Origin of the sequence: Streptomyces sp. NPDC101165, assembly GCF_044768135.1 — a bacterium.
In the GTDB taxonomy this organism is placed as follows: Bacteria; Actinomycetota; Actinomycetes; order Streptomycetales; family Streptomycetaceae; genus Streptomyces.
This window is the reverse complement of the sequence record NZ_JBIWPG010000010.1, coordinates 23897-40930: the sequence shown is the minus strand read 5'-3', so window position 1 is coordinate 40930 and position 17034 is coordinate 23897. Positions and strand designations below refer to the sequence as shown.

The following is a 17034-nucleotide window of genomic DNA, read 5'->3' as shown; positions in this document are numbered from 1 at the left end:
ACGGTCGTCAGGGCCCGGCCCTCCGACGGCCCGTCACCCTCTGTGGGGAAGCTGTGCACCACCTGTCGGGGGCGCGCGGGCAGGATGTGCGAAGGCGGGGAGTTGACCTTCACGGAACCTTCTCCTTGCCTGGCCGGAAGAGGCCTTGTTGGCTCAACTCGCGGCACAACAAGGTGGGTTGAGCACTTGAGCATCAGGAGTCGCAAGCACACTGCTTGACCCGGACACCGACCGTCCGGGCGTCGACGGGGGGCTGATGCGGTGTGCGCTCGGCCGCCGTCGTCCAGTCGCGCGGGGCCGTTTGCCGCACCGATCCGGAACATGTCCCTCCGCTGTCACTCTCTTGGTGCCTTCGTCCGGTGCCCGAGAGACAGGGACAGGAGGGGGAAAGCCGATGAGCGCGGTGAGCGCCGCCAGGCCGACGTATCCCGGCGTCTACGTCGAAGAGCTTCCCAGCAGCACCCGCACCATCTCGACCCTGACCACGTCGGTGACCGCTTTCGTGGGTCACACCCGGCGGGGTCCGCTGAACGAGCCGGTACGCGTCACCAGCTTCGCGGAGTTCGAGCGCCGCTTCGGCGGCCTGAGCGCACGCAGCGCCGTCGGCTACGCGGTCCACCAGTTCTTCGGCAACGGCGGCACCGTCGCCGTCGTCGTCCGCGTCACCAAGGCCGGCAGCGGCAAGGCCGCCTGTGTCACCCTCAAGTCCACCGAGGGCCACAGCGACAGCCCGGTCCTGGAGGTGCACGCCAAGGAGCCCGGCGTGTGGGGCAACGGCCTGCGCGTGGCCGTCGACCAGGACACGCCCTGCCCCGACGAAACCTTCAACCTGCGTGTCTACGACGCCAGGGGCGAGGCCCGCGAGAGCTTCACCGGCCTGTCCATGGACCCGGCCGGCGGCCGCTACGCACAGACCGTGATCAACGCCGGCTCCCGGCTGATCCGCGTCGAGGTGCTCGGTGAGGGCCGCCCCGACCCGTCCGGGACGGTCTCCAAGCCCTTCGGGCACGAGCTGCCCGACCTGACCGTCGACCTCACCGTCAAGATCGGTGACGTGGAGCGCGAGTTCACGCTCTACGACCCCGACTGCGACGGCGAGGCCCCGTGCAACGTGGCCGAACTGGCCCTGCTGCTCGAGCGCAAGCTGCGCGCGCTGCCCGACGCCCCGGGCAAGCACGCCTTCGCGGGCGCCGAGGTGACCGCCTTCGGCCGCCGCATCCAGGTGGTCGCGGGCTCCACCGATCCCGAGGACGTCGTCCGTTTCCTCGGCGAGTGCGCCAACGACCTCGGCCTGGAGGCCTCCGTCAACCCGCCCGTCTTCCCGCTGGCGGGCGGCGAGGACGGCGAGGCGCCCGGACCGCGCGACCTCATCGGCTCCGAGGCCGACAAGACCGGCATCCAGGCACTGCGCGGCGTGGCCGACGTCAACCTGCTCGTCCTGCCCGAGCTGGCCGCGTACGAGAAGACCGAGGACGCGATCACGGTCGTGTCGGCCGCCCAGCGCCTGTGCCAGGAGCGGCGGATCTTCCTGCTCGTCGACGCGCCCGGCACCTGGGTCAGCGTGGACTCCGCACGGGCCGGCGTCGCCGCCTTCGACGCCGTACGCGGCAACCACGCGGCCCTGTACTTCCCGCACCTGCAGCTCACCGACCCGCTCACCGGGCGGCTGCGCTCCTTCCCGCCCTCCGGAGCGATCGCGGGCGTCATCGCGCGCACCGACTCCGAGCGCGGCGTCTGGAAGGCACCGGCCGGCACCGAGGCCCGGCTCGCGGGCGTCCACTCGCTCACGGTCAACCTGACCGACCGCGAGACCGGACTGCTCAACCCGCTCGGCGTGAACTGCCTGCGCAGCTTCCCGCTGACCGGCCCGACGGTCTGGGGTGCGCGCACCCTGGAGGGCGCCGACGCCCTCGACAGCGAGTGGAAGTACGTGCCCGTACGGCGGCTCGCCCTGCACGTCGAGGAGAGCCTCCAGCGCGGCCTGCAGTGGGTGGTGTTCGAACCCAACGACGAGAACCTGTGGCAGCAGATCCGCCTCGCCGCCTCCTCGTACCTGCACACGCTCTTCCGGCAGGGCGCCTTCAAGGGCGGCACCCCGCGCGAGGCCTACTTCGTCAAGTGCGACAGCGACACCACCACCGACGAGGACATCGCGAACGGCATTGTGAACGTCCTGGTCGGCATCGCACCGGTCCGACCGGCGGAGTTCGTGATCGTCAAAATCCAGCAGACGTCCGGGCAGTTCGAGCTGTAGGCCCACGGGAATCTTGGAGAGCTGAAGGAATCCGATGGCAGAGTTCACCGTCAACGCCCATCGTTTCGACCCCTACAAGAACTTCAAGTTCCTGGTCCTGTGGGACGGTCGTACGGTCGCCGGCATCAGCAAGATCAGTCCGCTGAAGCGCACCACCGAGGTCGTCAAGCACCGCCACGGCGGCGACCCGTCCTCCCCGCGCAAGTCGCCCGGCCGCTCCGAGTTCGAGGGCATCACGCTGGAGCGCGGCGTCACCCACGACCCCGAGTTCGACCGCTGGGCCAACAAGGTCTGGCAGGTCGGCGCGGGCCTCGGCTCCGAGGTGTCCCTCGCCGACTTCCGCAAGGACATCGTCATACAGGTCCTCAACGAGGCCGGCCAGGTCGCCGTCTCGCACAAGCTCTACCGGACCTGGCCCAGCGAGTACCAGGTCCTCGGCGAACTGGACGCCAACGCCAACGCGGTGGCCATCCAGTCGCTGAAGCTCGAGTGCGAGGGCTGGGAGCGCGACTACGAGGTGCCCGAGCCCGAAGAGCCCTCCTTCCTCAACCCGGCCTGATCAGAAGCGAGGTGAGGAAGCCGGGGGGAACACATGGCGATCACCGGGGCGGCCGGGCTGCTGGCCACCTGGGAGGCGGGGCTCGCCGAGACGGCCACCGGACGCGCCCTGCTGCTGCACGGCACGGCGCGCCCGGACCTCGACGCCGCGGCGCTGCCCGCGGTGCCGGTCGGCGAACGCGAGTCCGACCTGTTCGCCCTGCGCCGCGCCCTGTTCGGGGAGCGGATGCAGGTGCGGCTGGAGTGCCGGGCGTGCGGCGCGGACATGGAGTTCGAGCTGGACGCCGGGGAGTTCGCCCGTTCCCTCGGCGCACCCGAGGACACGGTCGTGCGGCTGTCGGAGGGCGGCTGGGACATCATGTTCCGGCTGCCCTCCGCCGCCGACCTGACGACCGCGGCCCGAGCCGCCGACCCGCGCGCCGCGCTGCTCGCACGCTGCCTGGTCTCGGCGGAGCACGACGGGAAGCCCAGGACCGCCGACGCCCTTCCCACGCCGGTGCAGCGGCGGATCGCCGAGGCCGTCGAGGCCGCCGACCCGGGCGCCGACGTCACGCTCAGCGTCGGCTGCCCCGAGTGCGGTGCGGCCGGCCGGGCCGACCTGGACATCGCCTCCTACCTGTGGACCGAACTGGACGGCTGGGCCAGGGACCTGCTCCTCGACGTCCATCTGCTCGCCACCGCCTACGGCTGGAGCGAGCCGGAGATCCTGGCGCTCAGCCCGCTGCGGCGCCGCTACTACCTGGAGCTGTGTGCGGATGTCTGACGCCTCCTCCCGGGCGCCCGAGGCGGAGCCCGACTTCCTCGACCGGCTGATCGCCCGGCACACCGCCCCCGGGCCGGACGCCGTCCGGGTACGGCCGCGACTGGCCGGTCCGTTCGAACGTGTCGAGGCGGTACGGGCCCGCACCCCGGACCCGGACGCCACGGACTCCGTGCCGTGGCCCTCCGCCACGCCCGCACCCGTCCCGGACCGGGACGTGCCACGGCCCGCCGCGGAGCTCCGCCTCCACACGGAACGGGAGCGGACCGTCGTAGGCACCGAACGGGCCCCCGCGGAGCAGGCCCCACGCCCCGCACCGACAGCCCTGCCCGAAGCACCACTGCTGCGCCCCGCCGCGCCCCTGGCGCCCGGGCCGCTGCCGGTGCCCAGGACCGGTCCGCGCACCTCCGGGCGGGGAGGCCCGGAGCCGGGCGCGGACCGGGTCGCGGCGCCCGCACCCAGCCCCCCGGGTGCGGGCGTCGCACCCCCCACCGTCGTTTCCGCGGCACCGAGGCCGAGCGCCGCGGACACGACGGCGGCCCGCGAGGCCGTACGGCAGGCCGCCGCACGCCGGCCGGGGAAGGCGCCCGAACAGGTGGTGCAGGTACAGATCGGCCGCCTGGAGGTGACCGCCGCGCAGTCGCCGTCGAGGAACGGGCCACGGCAGCCGCCGCGGTCGGCGGAGCGGCCCGGAGCGGCCCTCAGCCTGGCGGACTACCTGTCACGGGGGCGCGAGTGAGCCGCACGGCAGTGAGCGTGACGGGAGAGGCAACACGAGAGGAACCGGGGAACTGACGTCATGAGCAACGCACTCGCCCTCGCCCATGTCAGCCAGGCCCTGGCCCTGCTGATCGAGTCCCATCTGCAGCCGGACATCGACATGGCCGTCAAGGTGGAGCCGCGCAAGCCGCCCACCGAGCCGCCGACGGACCCCACCATCTCCGTCTTCCTCTACCAGGTCACCCCCAACACCTCGCAGCGCAACAACGACCTGCCGACCCGCGCGCCCGACGGCAGGCTGGTGCGCCGGGCCGCCGCCGCACTCGACCTGCAGTACCTGATCACCGCGTACGGCGACGAGACCGAGCTGGTCGGGCAGCGGCTCATCGGCTCGGTGGTGCGCACCCTGCACGAGATACCCGTCCTGCCCGAGGACGTCATCGAACTCGCCGGTGAGAAGCCCTACCTGGCGGGCAGCAACCTCGCCGAGGCGGCCCAGCGGGTGCGGTTCACACAGTCGGTCATGGACATCGACGAGACGTCGAAGCTGTGGGGGATGCTCTACCAGACCCCGTACGCGCTGTCGGTGGTCTACCAGGCCTCCCTCGTCTTCATCGACGGCCGCGAGACCCCGGCACCGGCGAAGCCCGTCGAACGGCCCGAGGTGCGGGTGCTGCCGTTCGGGGCACCGGGAGCGCCGGTCCCTCCGGGAACTGAGCCACGGTCTGAGGAACCGTCAGCGGACGGGCCCGGCAAGGAAGTCGAGACCCCCGCCGAAGAGCCCGCTTCCGGGAAGGCCGCGAAGACGGCGCCTGCCAAGGCCGTCGCCGGGACCGCGGCCAAGGCACCCGCCCGGACACGGAAGGCGGCGCAGCCGGCGCGGACCGCGAAGCGGACGCCGAAGAGCGCACGGCCCGCCGAGGAGACGGACTCCGGCTCCGGAACGCGGGCGGGCGGCGACGAGGACACGGAGAACTGAGACGGCATGGGCGACACGACGGGGGCAGGTGAACACATGGGCACGAACGAGCCGGGTGCGACGGACGCGAGCGGCGACGGCACGGCGCTGACCGCCGGGATCCGGCGCGTCCTGGCCCGCGTCGACGCCCACGCGGCACGCGTCACCGGGCAGCGGTCCGGCGACACCGGCGCCGACACCGCCGTCGTACCCGTACCCGAGACCACCGCACCCCTCGACGCCCTGGTCGCCTGCTTCGGTCTCACCCCTTTCGAACGCGACCTCGTCCTGCTCACCGCCGCCGACGAACTCGACCCCACGACCGCCGCCCGGTGTGCGGCGGCCGCCGGAGACCCGCAGCGGGCGTACCCCACCTTCTCGCTCGCGCTGGCCGCCCTGGCCGAGCCGCACTGGAGCGCGCTCACCCCCGTGGCACCGCTCAGGCGCTGGCGGATCGTCGAACTGGAGGACGAGACCCGGCTGACCGTCTCCAGGCTCCGCCTCGACGAGCGCATCCTGCACTTCCTGCTGGGCTCGCCCTACCTGGACGCCCGGCTGCACGGCAGGCTGCGCCGCACCACGGCACCGGAGGCGCTCCCGCCGTCGTACGACCTGGCCGCGAACCGGCTCGCCGAGGGCTGGACGGAGGACGGCCGCAGCCCCGACGCACCGCTGCTGGTCGAGGTGACCGGCGGCGACCTGCGCAGCCGGGCCGACGTCGCCGCCGCCGCGGCGGCCCGCTGCGGGCTCGGGGTGTACGCCATGAGTGCCGAGGATGTGCCGGCCGACCCCGTCGAACGCGACCGGCTGGCCCGGCTGTGGCAGCGGGAGGCGATCCTGCTGCCGGCCGCGCTGTTGGTGGAGGCCGGCGAACTGGACCGCGACCAGCGCGCGGCGACCGAGGCGTTCCTGGCCGGGGCCGCCGTACCCGTCGTCGTCTCCAGCGAGGACCCGCTGCGCACCGAGCGCCCGCACGGCCTGCGGGTGCCCGTGCCCCGCCTGGACGACGACGAGCAACTCGCGCTCTGGTCCGACGCGTTCCAGGACGTCGCCGACCTGGAGGAGAGCGAACTCCGGTCACTGGTCGCACAGTTCCAGCTGCCCCCGCACGTCGTACGGTCCGCCGCGGCAGCGGTACGCCGCCGGCTGCCCCACGAGGACGAGCTGGACGCCGCCGAACTCGCCTGGCTGGCCGGTCTGGACGAGGCGCGCATCGGCATGGACGAACTCGGCCGCCGGATCGAGCCCAGGGCGGGCTGGGACGACCTCGTGCTCCACGAGCGGCAGACGGCCGTACTGCGGGAGATCATCGCGCACGTACGGCAGCGGTCCACCGTCCACCAGGAGTGGGGCTTCGCCGCGACCCTGCGCCGCGGCCTCGGCGTCACCGCCCTGTTCGCCGGCGGCTCCGGCACCGGCAAGACCCTTGCGGCCGAGGTCATGGCCAAGGAGCTGGGCCTCGACCTGTTCGTCGTGGACCTCTCCCAGGTGGTCAGCAAGTACATCGGCGAGACCGAGAAGAACCTCCGGCGGGTCTTCGACGCCGCCGAACGCGGTGGCGCGCTCCTGCTGTTCGACGAGGCCGACGCCCTCTTCGGCAAGCGCAGCGAGGTCAAGGACAGCCACGACCGGTACGCCAACCTGGAGGTCAGCTATCTGCTCATGCGGATGGAGGCCTACCGGGGCCTCGCCATCCTCACCACCAACATGAAGCAGGCCCTCGACACGGCCTTCCTGCGGCGCATCCGCTTCGTGGTCGACTTCCCCTTCCCGGCCGAGAACGAACGCGCCGAGATCTGGCGCCGGGTGCTGCCACCGCAGGCCCCCGTCAAGGACATCGACCCGGCACTCCTCGCCCGGCTCACCGTCGCCGGCGGCTCCATCCGCAACATCGCCCTGTCCGGGGCGTTCCTCGCCGCGGAGGAGGGCGACCGGCTGCAGATGCGGCACATGCTCGCGGCCGCCCGTACCGAGTACCTCAAGCTGGAGCGCTCGCTGACCCCGACGGAGGTCCGCGGATGGGTGTGAGCAGAAGGCCTTCGGCGATCCGCGTGGAGATCGGCGAACTCGTACTCGACGGCTTCCGCGCGGACCCGGCCCACGTCTCGGCCTCGTTCGAACGCGAGCTGACCCGGCTGGTAAGGCTGCACGGCGTACCTCTGGCCGCGCACGGCGCCCTGACGGTCGACGCGCTGACCGGCCTCGCGCCGCTGCCCGCCGGGCTGTCCGCACGCCGGCTCGGCCAGGAACTGGCCCGCGCGGTGCACGAGGGACTCAGCGGCCACGGGGAGGTGACGCCGTGAGCTCCCAGGCACAGCAGGAGAACGCGGAGCAGAGCGCCGAACAGCGCCGGCGCAAGCGCAAGGAGCGGGCCGCCAAGTCCCGCGCCGCCGAACCGAAGAACATCGTCAGCGGCGCCGGACAGCCCCTCGACCCGGGCGTGCGACGCGAGCTGGAGGAGCAGCTCGGCCACGACCTGAGCCGGGTGCGCCTGCACACCGACCGGGACGCCGCACAGCTCACCCAGCTGCTCGGCGCGGACGCCGTGGCCGTCGGCCAGGACATCCTCTTCCGTGAGGGCGCCTTCAAGCCGGGCACCGACGAGGGCCGGCGGCTGCTCGCCCATGAGCTGCTGCACACCGTGCAGAACCCGCACGGTCTGGGGGCGCTGCGGGCGGGGCGTGAGCCGGGGGCGGTGAGTCTGCCGCAGCAGGCGATCGAGCGGGAGGCGGAGGCGGCCGCACAGGACCTCGTACGGCCCGAGCGGGCCGAGTCCGCCCCCGAGGTGGAGGAGGGGCAGGCCACTCCGGGCTGGCTGCGGTACGCCACCCTGGACGCGGACCGCAGGCGCACGGAGGCGATCGATCCGGCGACCCTCGTCGACCGGCTCGCCAACTCGGTCGTACGTTCGCTGCGCGGCGACCCCGAGGACCTGTCCAAGCGCACCCGCAAGCAACTGGCCGGGCTGCCCGAGGAGTTGCTCGACCAGGTCCTCGACCGGCTGGAGAACCGGCTGCTCGGCTCCGAACAGGACCGCGTGCTGGACCTCGTCGACGAGATCGACGCCTACGACGACTTCGCCGACGACCGGGTGGAGCGCGACGCCCACGACGCTCCCGAGATCGAGCCCGACACGGCCGAGGAGATCCGGGCCGAGCGGGAGACCGCCCGGCGCGGGGACACGGAGGAGCAGGCCCGGAAGGACAGGCCGCAGACCGCGCCCGGTCCGGAGAAGGACCGGACCGACCATGAGGGCGCACCCGGAAGCACTCCGGGGAACGGCGGCACCCGCGAGGAGCAGCGGCAGCAGTCGGGCTCCGGGGCGGGCGGCGGCGCCCGGTCGTCCGCGGGATCCGGGCAGCGGGAGGCGACGGCCGCCGCACCGGCGGGAGGGGCAGCCACCGCGCAGGGCGGTCAGGGCGCGCAGGCCGAGGAGAAGACACAGGCCCAGGGAGCCGACCAGGGGCAGAAGAAGGAAGAGGGCGCCAAGGAGACGGGCGACCAGCAGGGCGCCCCCACGGCCGCCGCGGAGGAGTCCGCCGCCCGGAACCGCCCCGGCGCCGCCGAGCAGTTCGTCACCGGCAAGCAGGCAGTCACGGAGGACAAGCGCGGCGCGGAGCAGCCGACCGCTTCGCCCACGGTGGGCCGCGACACCGAGCTGCCCGCTCCGTCGAGCAGGCTGGACGGCGTACGCAACCAGGATCTCGACGGCCCCGAGGAGTCGGCGGACGAGGACGCGGCCGAGTCCGACAGCACCTCCGAGGTGGAGGTCGGAGGGGGCGAGGCGAGCGCCTGGGACACCAAGCTCCAGCCGGAGGACTTCCTGCCGGAGCAGGACCCCGAGCTGTCCGGGGTTCCGACGGCGGACACGAGGCAGGACGCCACGCCCGGCAGCGCGTCGCTCCCCGACTTCCCCGCACCCCCGTTGACCAAGGCCGACCGGGTGCAGGCCGAGCGCGACGCCGAGGACGCGGAGGACGCGGCGGCCGAAGCGGAGGGGGAGTCCGAGGACGACACGGTCGAGGAAGCGGCTGTCGAGTCCTCCGCGTCCCGCGAGACGGAGGGCGGACCGGGTGACACCCTGCTCGCCGATCTCGGTGCGGACCTGGCGGTCACCACTCCCGCGGACACCAGTACCGTCTCCAAGGACCCGAAGCGCGGAGACGATCCGAAGGCCGGACCGGTCACGGCACAGACCACGGTGCAGCAGGCGCCCGGCGCGCAGGACGGCGGGAGGTCGGAGGAGAGCGGGGCCGCGAAGGAGACCGCGGCCAAGCAGGAGAAGGGCACTCCGGCCGCGGGAGACGGGGCGGCAGCCGGTCAGGAGAAGAGCTCCCCGCAGGCGGTGGGCGGTACGGCCGCTGCGCCCGCGCCGAAGAACGAGCAGCAGCAGGCCCCCGCTGCCGCGGCCGCCGGAACCGAGCGCACGGACGATGCCAAGTCGCCCTCGGCAGCCCGCGACTCCCACATCACCGGCGGATCCAACGCGGACCGCCCCGGCAGCTCCACCAGTGGGTCGCAGAGCGGGGCCGCGCCCGAGGCCGACCGTACGCCGAGCGAGCAGAGCGCGGCACCGCAGCCCGCTCCCACACGGGCGACCGCCCCCGCCCCGGCATCCGAGCCGCCCGCGCCCAAGGCAGCCGACGCCGAGCCCGCGCCGACGGAGGAACGGGCACCCAGGACCATGGTCCCGAAGTCGGCACCCGCCACCTCCGGCGCCACGGGGGGCGGTGTCGCCAGCAAGCCGGCCGGCAAGGGGAAGGGGAAGAAGGACTCGGGGCCGGCCCCGAACCTCTCCCAGGTCTCGCCCGAGGCCGGGCTGAGCACGGCCGCCCGGTTGAAGCCCCACCAGGCGCTGGAGGCGATGGGCGGGGTCGGCGGCTCGGTCGACCGCAGCGTCGGCGACGAGCACAAACAGCTCGCTGCCGCGCCGCCCTCGATGCAGCGTCCCGCGGGCGCGCCGCAGACCCTGGAGGGCAAGCCGAGGACCGACTCACCCGCCCAGTACTCGCAGGACCCGGCGCAGAAGTCGGAGGCACCCGAGCAGGAGAACGCCGAGGTCACTGGGGCGAAGCAGCCCGAAGGCCAGATCGAGGCGGAGAAGGCCGAGGAGCCGAGCGGCTGGCAGACCTTCAAGATGGCGCTCGGCTTCGGCATCGGCTGGCTCGCCGAGAAGCTCGGCTTCAAGGTCGACAAGCAGGAGCTGGCGGCCAAGTTCGCGGGGCTGCCGACGAAGGACGAGGCCCTCAAGCAGGCCCAGGCGGGCAACGCGCCCGGCGTGCAGATGCAGGGTGCCGCGGAGCAGACGACCGGCGAACAGGGTTCCGCCGTCGACGCGAAGGGCCAGGAGACCGTCGACACCGCTCGGGACGACTCCGGCCGTGGGATGGGCGAGGACCAGGTCTACCCCGACGCCCCCCAGGAGCAGCTGAAGGGCAAGGTGCCCGGCGCGGACGGCGCCAAGGCCGCCGCGCCCGGCAAGGCGTCCACCGGCGCCGTGCCCCCGGACGCGGCGTCCGCGGTGGCGGAGCACGACCGCGGGCCCGAGTTCCAGGCGGCGTTCAGCCAGGGCCAGAAGGGCATGTCCGACAGCCGCCAGACCAAGGACAAGGACTTCCGCGACTCGCAGCAGAAGCACAAGCAGCAGGTCGACGGCGAGATCGGCAAGAACACGCGGGAACAGACGGGGCAGCGGACGAAGGCCCTCGACGAGGTCACGTCACAGCGCACCGACTGGCGCAAGGAACAGGACCAGGAGCTTCAGAAGCTCGGCAGCAAGAAGACCGATCGGTCGGAGAAGCTCCGCAAGGACGTCGCGGACCGCGAGAAGAAGACCGACGACGACGTCTCGAAGCAGAAGACCGACAGCGACAAGCAGATCAAGGACAAGGGCGACCAGGCCGAGACGGACGCCAAGAACAAGACGGACGGTGCGGCCAAGGACTCGGGCAACTGGCTCACGAAGGCCTTCGACTGGATCAAAGAGAAGGTCATCGAGATCAAGAACGCGATCGTCCGGATCATCCGGGAGGCGCGTGACGCGGTCGTCGGCTTCATCAAGAACTTCAAGGAGACCGTCGAGCGCTGGATCAACGAGGCCCGGAAGTTCATCGTCGACACCGTCAAGAACCTGATCAACGACCTGATCGAGTTCGCCAAGGCGATGGTCCGGGCCGTCATCGAACTGGCCGCCCGCATCAGGAAGTTCATCACCGACCTCATCGCGGCGGCGATCGCGTTCGTCACCAGGCTCGCGGCACAGCTGAAGCGGATCGTCTCGGATCTGCTCGACGCCCTGGCCAAGATGCTCAGCGACATCCTGAACATCCTCAAGAAGATGCTCATGGACGTCATCAAGTCCGTGATCGACGCGGTCAGGACGATCCTCGACTACGCCTCCAAACTCCTGGGTGCGCTCGGCGAGTTCATGATGATCGCGATCGACTTCCTGGACGACCCCGGCGGCTGGCTGAGCGGCGCGAAGAACTCCGCGGTGGACGGCGCGAAGAACCACCTGTTCCGCGAGGTCCAGTCCGCCGTCAAGCAGTGGTTCCAGTCGAAGATCGAGGAGATCATCGGCGTACCCAGGGCCATCATCGACAAGCTGGTCAAGGGTGGCTTCTCGCTCGAACGGATCGTGAAGGAGACCTGGGACGCCGTGGTGCCCCAGCTCCCGTTCATCATCGGCGAGATCGTGATCACCAAGGTCATCGCGAAGCTGATCCCCGGCGCGGGCTGGGTGATGGCCGTCATCGACGCGATCCGGACGGCGATCGGCGCCCTGGGCGAGATCCTGCGCGCCATGGGCGCGGTCCTGGCCTGGCTGCGTGCGGTCCGCCAGGGAGGCGCGGGCCTCCTGTTCGCCAAGGCGGTCGCTGCAGGCATCGTCGCCCTCCTGGAGCTGGCCTACCAGGCACTGCTGGACGGCATCGGCAAGTACGTCGCGAAGGTGGGCAAGCGTCTGAAGGGTGTGGCGGCGAAGCTCGGGCGGGGTGGCAGGGAAGGACGGGGCGAGGGCAGGCCCTCGGTCGGCGGAGCCGACGAGTCGGGCGCGCCGCGCCGGGACCGGCCGGCCGAGAACGCTCCGGCCGGGCGCCCGACGAACACGCCCGCGGCGTCCACACGTCCCAAGGACACGGCCGCGGCCCCGGGCAGGCCGAAGGACGCCGAAGGCGCCGGCAGGAAGCCCACGACCGGCGAGACGGACACGCCCACCCGGCCGAAGGCGGGCGAGCCGAGCACCGCCCGTCCGACCGACAAGCCCGCCGGCAAGCCGGACTCGCGTCCCACTCCGCCGGCGAAGGCGAAGCCGAAGCCGGAACCTCGGCCGAAGCCGAAGCTGGACAAGGACGAAACCCCGGGCAAGCCGAAGGATCCGAACGAACCGGCCAAGCCTCGGGGCGATGGTAAGACTCCCGCCGACAAAAAGCCGGACCGGGCTAAGCCCGAGGATGCTCCCAAGAGGCCGAAGGAGGCCGAGGACACACCGAATAGGCCCAAGAGCGACGAACGCGCGGCCAAGCCTGGGTCGGACAAGGACGCCGATCGGCCGAAGAAGCCGAAGGGCGGCAAAGAAGACGATCCGACGAGGCCGAAGCACGACGACAATGACGGCAAGCCGCACAAGCCACGCAAGCCGGAGCCCGGCGAGCACGGTCCGCGTCGACCGGGGAAGCGGCCGGACAAGACAGGGCCAGGCAGACCTAAGAGCAAGACGGACAAGAATAGGCGGAAGAACGACGAGGACTCGAAGGACTCGAAGGAGGAGCGGCTTCGCAAGATCGTGGCCCGCATTCGCCCGATGATCAGGAAACGCCTCGGGTCAGGAATTCCGGATGGAGATCTCTTGACGCTTCTTTCCGGGCTGCGTGATTGGTATCGCTTGACGCGTCTGGAAAAGGAGGGCGGTGCGGGGGAGTTCGATATTCAAGCAACCCTCAACCCGAGCATGCGGGTCACCTACGGTTTCTCACAGGATCTCGTCGATTACTTGGTGAAGCAGAAACTTCCGGAACCCGATATCACGCCTGCCCCCGTAAACAACGTGCCGCCGGCAGCGGAGACAACTGCGAAGTACGTCAATCCCGAGTTCGCCCGCGCCTTCGGGAGGAAGCCCAACCAGGAATTCACCGTTGGTTTCGATTACCTGGATGTTCTCTACGGGTCTGGCCCCAGGCCCCAGTGGGACCGAATGCACCTCATCCCTCGCGAGGTTGGGGGCCCCGCAAAGACGTCCAACTTCGTTCCTGGCAGAAACTCAGATAATTCCAATTTTTACTACACTATCGAGAAAAATGCGGCCAAAGCCTTCGGTTTGCTGAGCACGAGACAGCCTCCGATTCCCGGGTGGTACACCGCCCGCTTGGAGCGTTACAAGGGGCCGACGAGCCTGCCGTATCCAGCGCAGTACAACGGGAATTTCCCCAAGGGGTTCCCGAGCCTTCTCCATGTTGAATGGGGTTTGTACAAGAAGATAGGGAGCGGATCGGGAGAGAAGCGGTCGGACTGGATGAAGCTTTCAGCGGCCAAGTCGGGTCAGAGCGCCGACAAGCACTTCAATCCACCACCCACGTCCCCCACCAAGGACGACAACCCCATGAATATCAACAGGGACTCCCGAATGGACATCAAACGCGCCCTGCGGCATCCGGCAAGGATGTTCATGGATGCCATCATGGAGCAGCGTGGCAAAACTCCTCCTGGGGTCAAGACTTTCCTCGATATTCCCGACATGAAGGCGAAGCTGGCGACGTACAGGTCGAAGCAGGGTAGGCCCATAGCCAACCTCGACAAGAAAATGGACAAGGTAAAGGATTGTTACACTGACGGGCTCATCACTTTCTGATCACGGAATCAACCTGGATCCCCGAGGAGAGGTCGGAAGGCATGGCAGACCTGACGGTCAACGAGAAACGGCACGCGGCGGTGCTTGCGGCTATCCAGAGGAGCCCGTTCCTCGATGCCACCTGTGGAAGCTGCGACGAACTTGGGGAGCCTCTTGAAGAATTGCTCCCCCTCTACGAGCACAACGAGGATTGGGATGAGGTCCGTCTTGACGGGGACCTTGGTTCATGCGCACTCCGGTTCATGGATCTCGGCGCCCAGTGGTCGACCACGGGCGGCCTGCCCGAGATTCTCGGAGAATATCGAATCCTGCATTTCTATGACGTTTTCGACCAGCTCGAAGGGCCGGAGCCGCTGGATGACGCCACGGAATTCCAGCGTCAATTTTTGGCAGAGCTTCGACACTTCGACATGACGCCTCGGTCTGGCGCGGGGATGATGTCCTTCATTCGCATGCAGCCGAATGTCAGCCCGCTGGAGATCTGGTTCCATGACGTTGCGGACATTGGTGGGGAGCCCTATCCCCCGGGATATCTGAGGATGGACATCACGTACTGCCAGTATCTTGATGCCTTGCTGCTCACGAAGGGCACCTATGGCTGGCAGTACCTGTACACAGACGTCCGCCTGAGTGACGCGGGGTTCCATCTTGCGCGCACCTATCTGACGCGCATGCTGGAAGTGTTTCCCGAACTTTTCCCCGAGCATGATTATGCGCCGCTGCGGGCCCGACTTGAGGAACGCCTGTGACCCGCTACGCCGACATTCCCAAACCCATCCGCTCCGGCATAGTCGTGGTGGACCCCGACACCGGCACCCCCCAGCGCATCATCGTGCTGCAGTTCAACCCGGACACCCTGGAGCGCAGCATCGCGCCCCAGTCCGCCGGTGACGGTGGGGACGCGGGAGGCGGCGGAACCGGCAGTGGGGATCGCAATGAGGCGCTCCGGCTCAAGGGCCCCGCCCAGGAGACCTGGAAGTTCACCGCCGAGATCGACGCGACCGACCAACTGGAGATCGCCGCGCCCGACGGGATCCACCCGCAGCTCGCCACCCTGGAGATGCTGGTGCAGCCGACGACCGCGCAGTTGCGGGCCGCGAGCAAGCTGACGCAGAAGGGGAGCATCGAGATCAGCCCGATCGAGATGCCGCTGACGCTGTTCACCTGGGGGAGCAAGCGGGTCATGCCCGTCCGGCTCACCGAACTCTCCGTCAACGAGTCCGCCTTCGACGTCAACCTCAATCCGATCCGGGCCTCGCTGAGCATCGGGATGAAGATCCTGACCGTGAGCGACCTGCCCGCCGGGCACCGCGGTGCCGACCTGTACATGGCGCACCTGGCGCAGAAGGAGCGGCTCGCGGCCGCGGCGCGCGGCGGCAGCCTGGGCGCCCTCGGCCTCGGCGGTGTCGGACTCATGACCGGAAGGGGATGAGGAGAGAGCCATGGCCGGCACCGAGCCTTACGAGAGCGCCCTGGACTCCATACCGGGGGCGCATCCGTACCCGCGCACCAGCCGCTACCACGACGCCGAGATCGGCGTGCACCGGATGGCCGACGGCACCGAAGTCCGGTACACCAAGCGGCGGTTGCTGCCTCCGCTCGACGAGGAGACCGAGCCGCACACGGTCGGTGCCGGCGAGCGTCCCGATCTGCTCGGGCAGCACTTCCTCGGCGACCCCGGACAGTGGTGGCGGATAGCCGACGCCAATCCCGTGCTCGATCCGCGGGAGCTGACGGACGAGGCAGGGCGTGTCATCGGCATTCCGTCGGTCGGCGGTTTCCCGCGGGGAGAGCGGCGTGTCTGAACAGCCCGTGCGGCAGGGCCCCGTCCATATCCAGCTCCTCATGGGGCCCACCCTGGCCCGCCCGGTCCCGGCCGAGGTCGCCGAGGCGCTGCTGTCCGCCCAGATCACCGCCACCGCGGGGGAGCGCAGCGGCTTCCAGTTCGCCTTCGACCTCACCAAGCGCGGGCTGATCAACCAGCGCCTCCTGCCCGAGGGATTCTTCGATCCCAAGACGCGCGTCATTCTCGCCGTCAGTGTCCGCGGCACCCCCGAGGTGCTGTTCGACGGGCTGATCGTGCGTCAGGAGGTCGGCGCCAGCAACATCCCCGGCCGCTCCACCCTCACCGTCACCGGCGAGGACCTGACGCTGCTCATGGACCTGGAGGAGCGCACCGCCCGCTATCCCAACCTGCCCCCGTCCGAGCGCGTCCTCGCCATCCTGCGCCGGTACTCGGACTACGGCATCCGGCCGGACGTCTACACGGAGAAGGTGTCCCAGCCCCCGCACCAGGACCTCCGCGTGCACTACCAGACGGGTACCGACCTGCAGTACGTCACCGAGCTGGCCCGTGCCAACGGCTACACCTTCTACCTGGAACCGGGGCCCAACCCCGGTCAGTCGTCCGCCCGTTGGGGCCCGGAGGTCCGGCTCGGCCTGCGGCAGCACGCCCTCAACGTCAACATGGACGCCAACACCACCGTCGACCAGCTGACGTTCGCGTACGACGGCACGGCACGCGAGGAGCCGCAGGCCCGCTGGCAGGACCCGGGGACCCGGCAGGCCACCCTCCTGCCCCAGCCGCCGATCAGCCCCCTGCGCCCGCCGCTCGGCAGGCGGCCCACCCCGGCCCTCAAGCGCCGGACCCTCGCCGGTACCGCCAAGCAGCAGCGCGAGCAGGCCGAGGCCGAACTCCTCGCCCGGGCCGCCGTCTCCGCCGACGTCGTCTCGGGCTCCGGATCGCTCGACGTCAACCGGCACGGCTACCTCCTGCAGCCGCGCCGGCTCGTCGGCGTCCGCGGCGCCGGACGGGCCTACGACGGCGACTACTTCGTCAAGTCGGTCACCCACAACCTGCGCCCGGGCTCGTTCCAGCAGAACTTCACCCTCTCCCGGGAGGGGCTCGAGGCGCGCGACGACCGCGTCTGGCCCTGACC

12 protein-coding genes are annotated in these 17034 nt (G+C 70.5%); all 12 read left to right on the top strand.

Annotated features, from left to right (window positions below; genetic code table 11):
• The first annotated feature begins 394 nt into the window (after positions 1 to 394).
• Genes ACIRVH_RS22040 through ACIRVH_RS21985 form a run of 12 tightly spaced genes read left to right on the top strand, consistent with a single transcriptional unit; the run spans position 395 to position 17032 of the window.
• Positions 395 to 2254: a phage tail sheath family protein gene (locus ACIRVH_RS22040; protein WP_403955825.1), complete on the top strand. Its 1860-nt coding sequence runs from the start codon at positions 395 to 397 to the stop codon at positions 2252 to 2254.
• 34 nt (positions 2255 to 2288) lie between these two features.
• Complete coding sequence (locus ACIRVH_RS22035) at positions 2289 to 2813, top strand: phage tail protein (protein ID WP_004003113.1); 525 nt, start codon at positions 2289 to 2291, stop codon at positions 2811 to 2813.
• A 33-nt stretch (positions 2814 to 2846) separates the two neighbouring features.
• Positions 2847 to 3575, top strand: a complete 729-nt coding sequence (locus ACIRVH_RS22030; protein ID WP_403955823.1) for a hypothetical protein — start codon at positions 2847 to 2849, stop codon at positions 3573 to 3575.
• Positions 3568 to 4311, top strand: coding sequence for a hypothetical protein (locus tag ACIRVH_RS22025; protein ID WP_403955821.1), 744 nt, complete (start codon positions 3568 to 3570; stop codon positions 4309 to 4311). The genes ACIRVH_RS22030 and ACIRVH_RS22025 overlap by 8 nt, the downstream gene beginning before the upstream one ends.
• A gap of 60 nt (positions 4312 to 4371) precedes the next feature.
• Positions 4372 to 5271 carry a DUF4255 domain-containing protein gene (locus ACIRVH_RS22020; protein ID WP_403955819.1) on the top strand — a complete coding sequence of 300 codons (900 nt, stop codon included), beginning with the start codon at positions 4372 to 4374 and terminating at the stop codon, positions 5269 to 5271.
• 36 nt (positions 5272 to 5307) lie between these two features.
• On the top strand, positions 5308 to 7278 hold the full coding sequence (locus ACIRVH_RS22015) for an ATP-binding protein (protein ID WP_403955818.1): 1971 nt from the start codon (positions 5308 to 5310) through the stop codon (positions 7276 to 7278).
• A complete protein-coding gene (locus ACIRVH_RS22010; protein ID WP_403955816.1) occupies positions 7269 to 7553 on the top strand; it encodes a hypothetical protein in 285 nt (94 codons plus the stop codon). Before ACIRVH_RS22015 ends, ACIRVH_RS22010 begins: the two co-directional genes overlap by 10 nt.
• Entirely contained in the window at positions 7550 to 14095 is a 6546-nt protein-coding gene (locus ACIRVH_RS22005) for a DUF4157 domain-containing protein (protein WP_403955814.1), read from the top strand. The genes ACIRVH_RS22010 and ACIRVH_RS22005 overlap by 4 nt, the downstream gene beginning before the upstream one ends.
• Before the next feature lie 41 nt (positions 14096 to 14136).
• Positions 14137 to 14844: a hypothetical protein gene (locus ACIRVH_RS22000; protein ID WP_403955812.1), complete on the top strand. Its 708-nt coding sequence runs from the start codon at positions 14137 to 14139 to the stop codon at positions 14842 to 14844.
• Positions 14841 to 15527, top strand: a complete 687-nt coding sequence (locus ACIRVH_RS21995) for a hypothetical protein (RefSeq protein ID WP_403955810.1) — start codon at positions 14841 to 14843, stop codon at positions 15525 to 15527. The genes ACIRVH_RS22000 and ACIRVH_RS21995 overlap by 4 nt, the downstream gene beginning before the upstream one ends.
• 10 nt (positions 15528 to 15537) lie before the next feature.
• Positions 15538 to 15900 (top strand): hypothetical protein, encoded by a 363-nt coding sequence (locus tag ACIRVH_RS21990; RefSeq protein WP_403955808.1) that lies wholly within the window; start codon positions 15538 to 15540, stop codon positions 15898 to 15900.
• Positions 15893 to 17032, top strand: a complete 1140-nt coding sequence (locus tag ACIRVH_RS21985; protein WP_403955806.1) for a hypothetical protein — start codon at positions 15893 to 15895, stop codon at positions 17030 to 17032. Before ACIRVH_RS21990 ends, ACIRVH_RS21985 begins: the two co-directional genes overlap by 8 nt.
• The last annotated feature ends 2 nt before the right edge of the window (positions 17033 to 17034 follow it).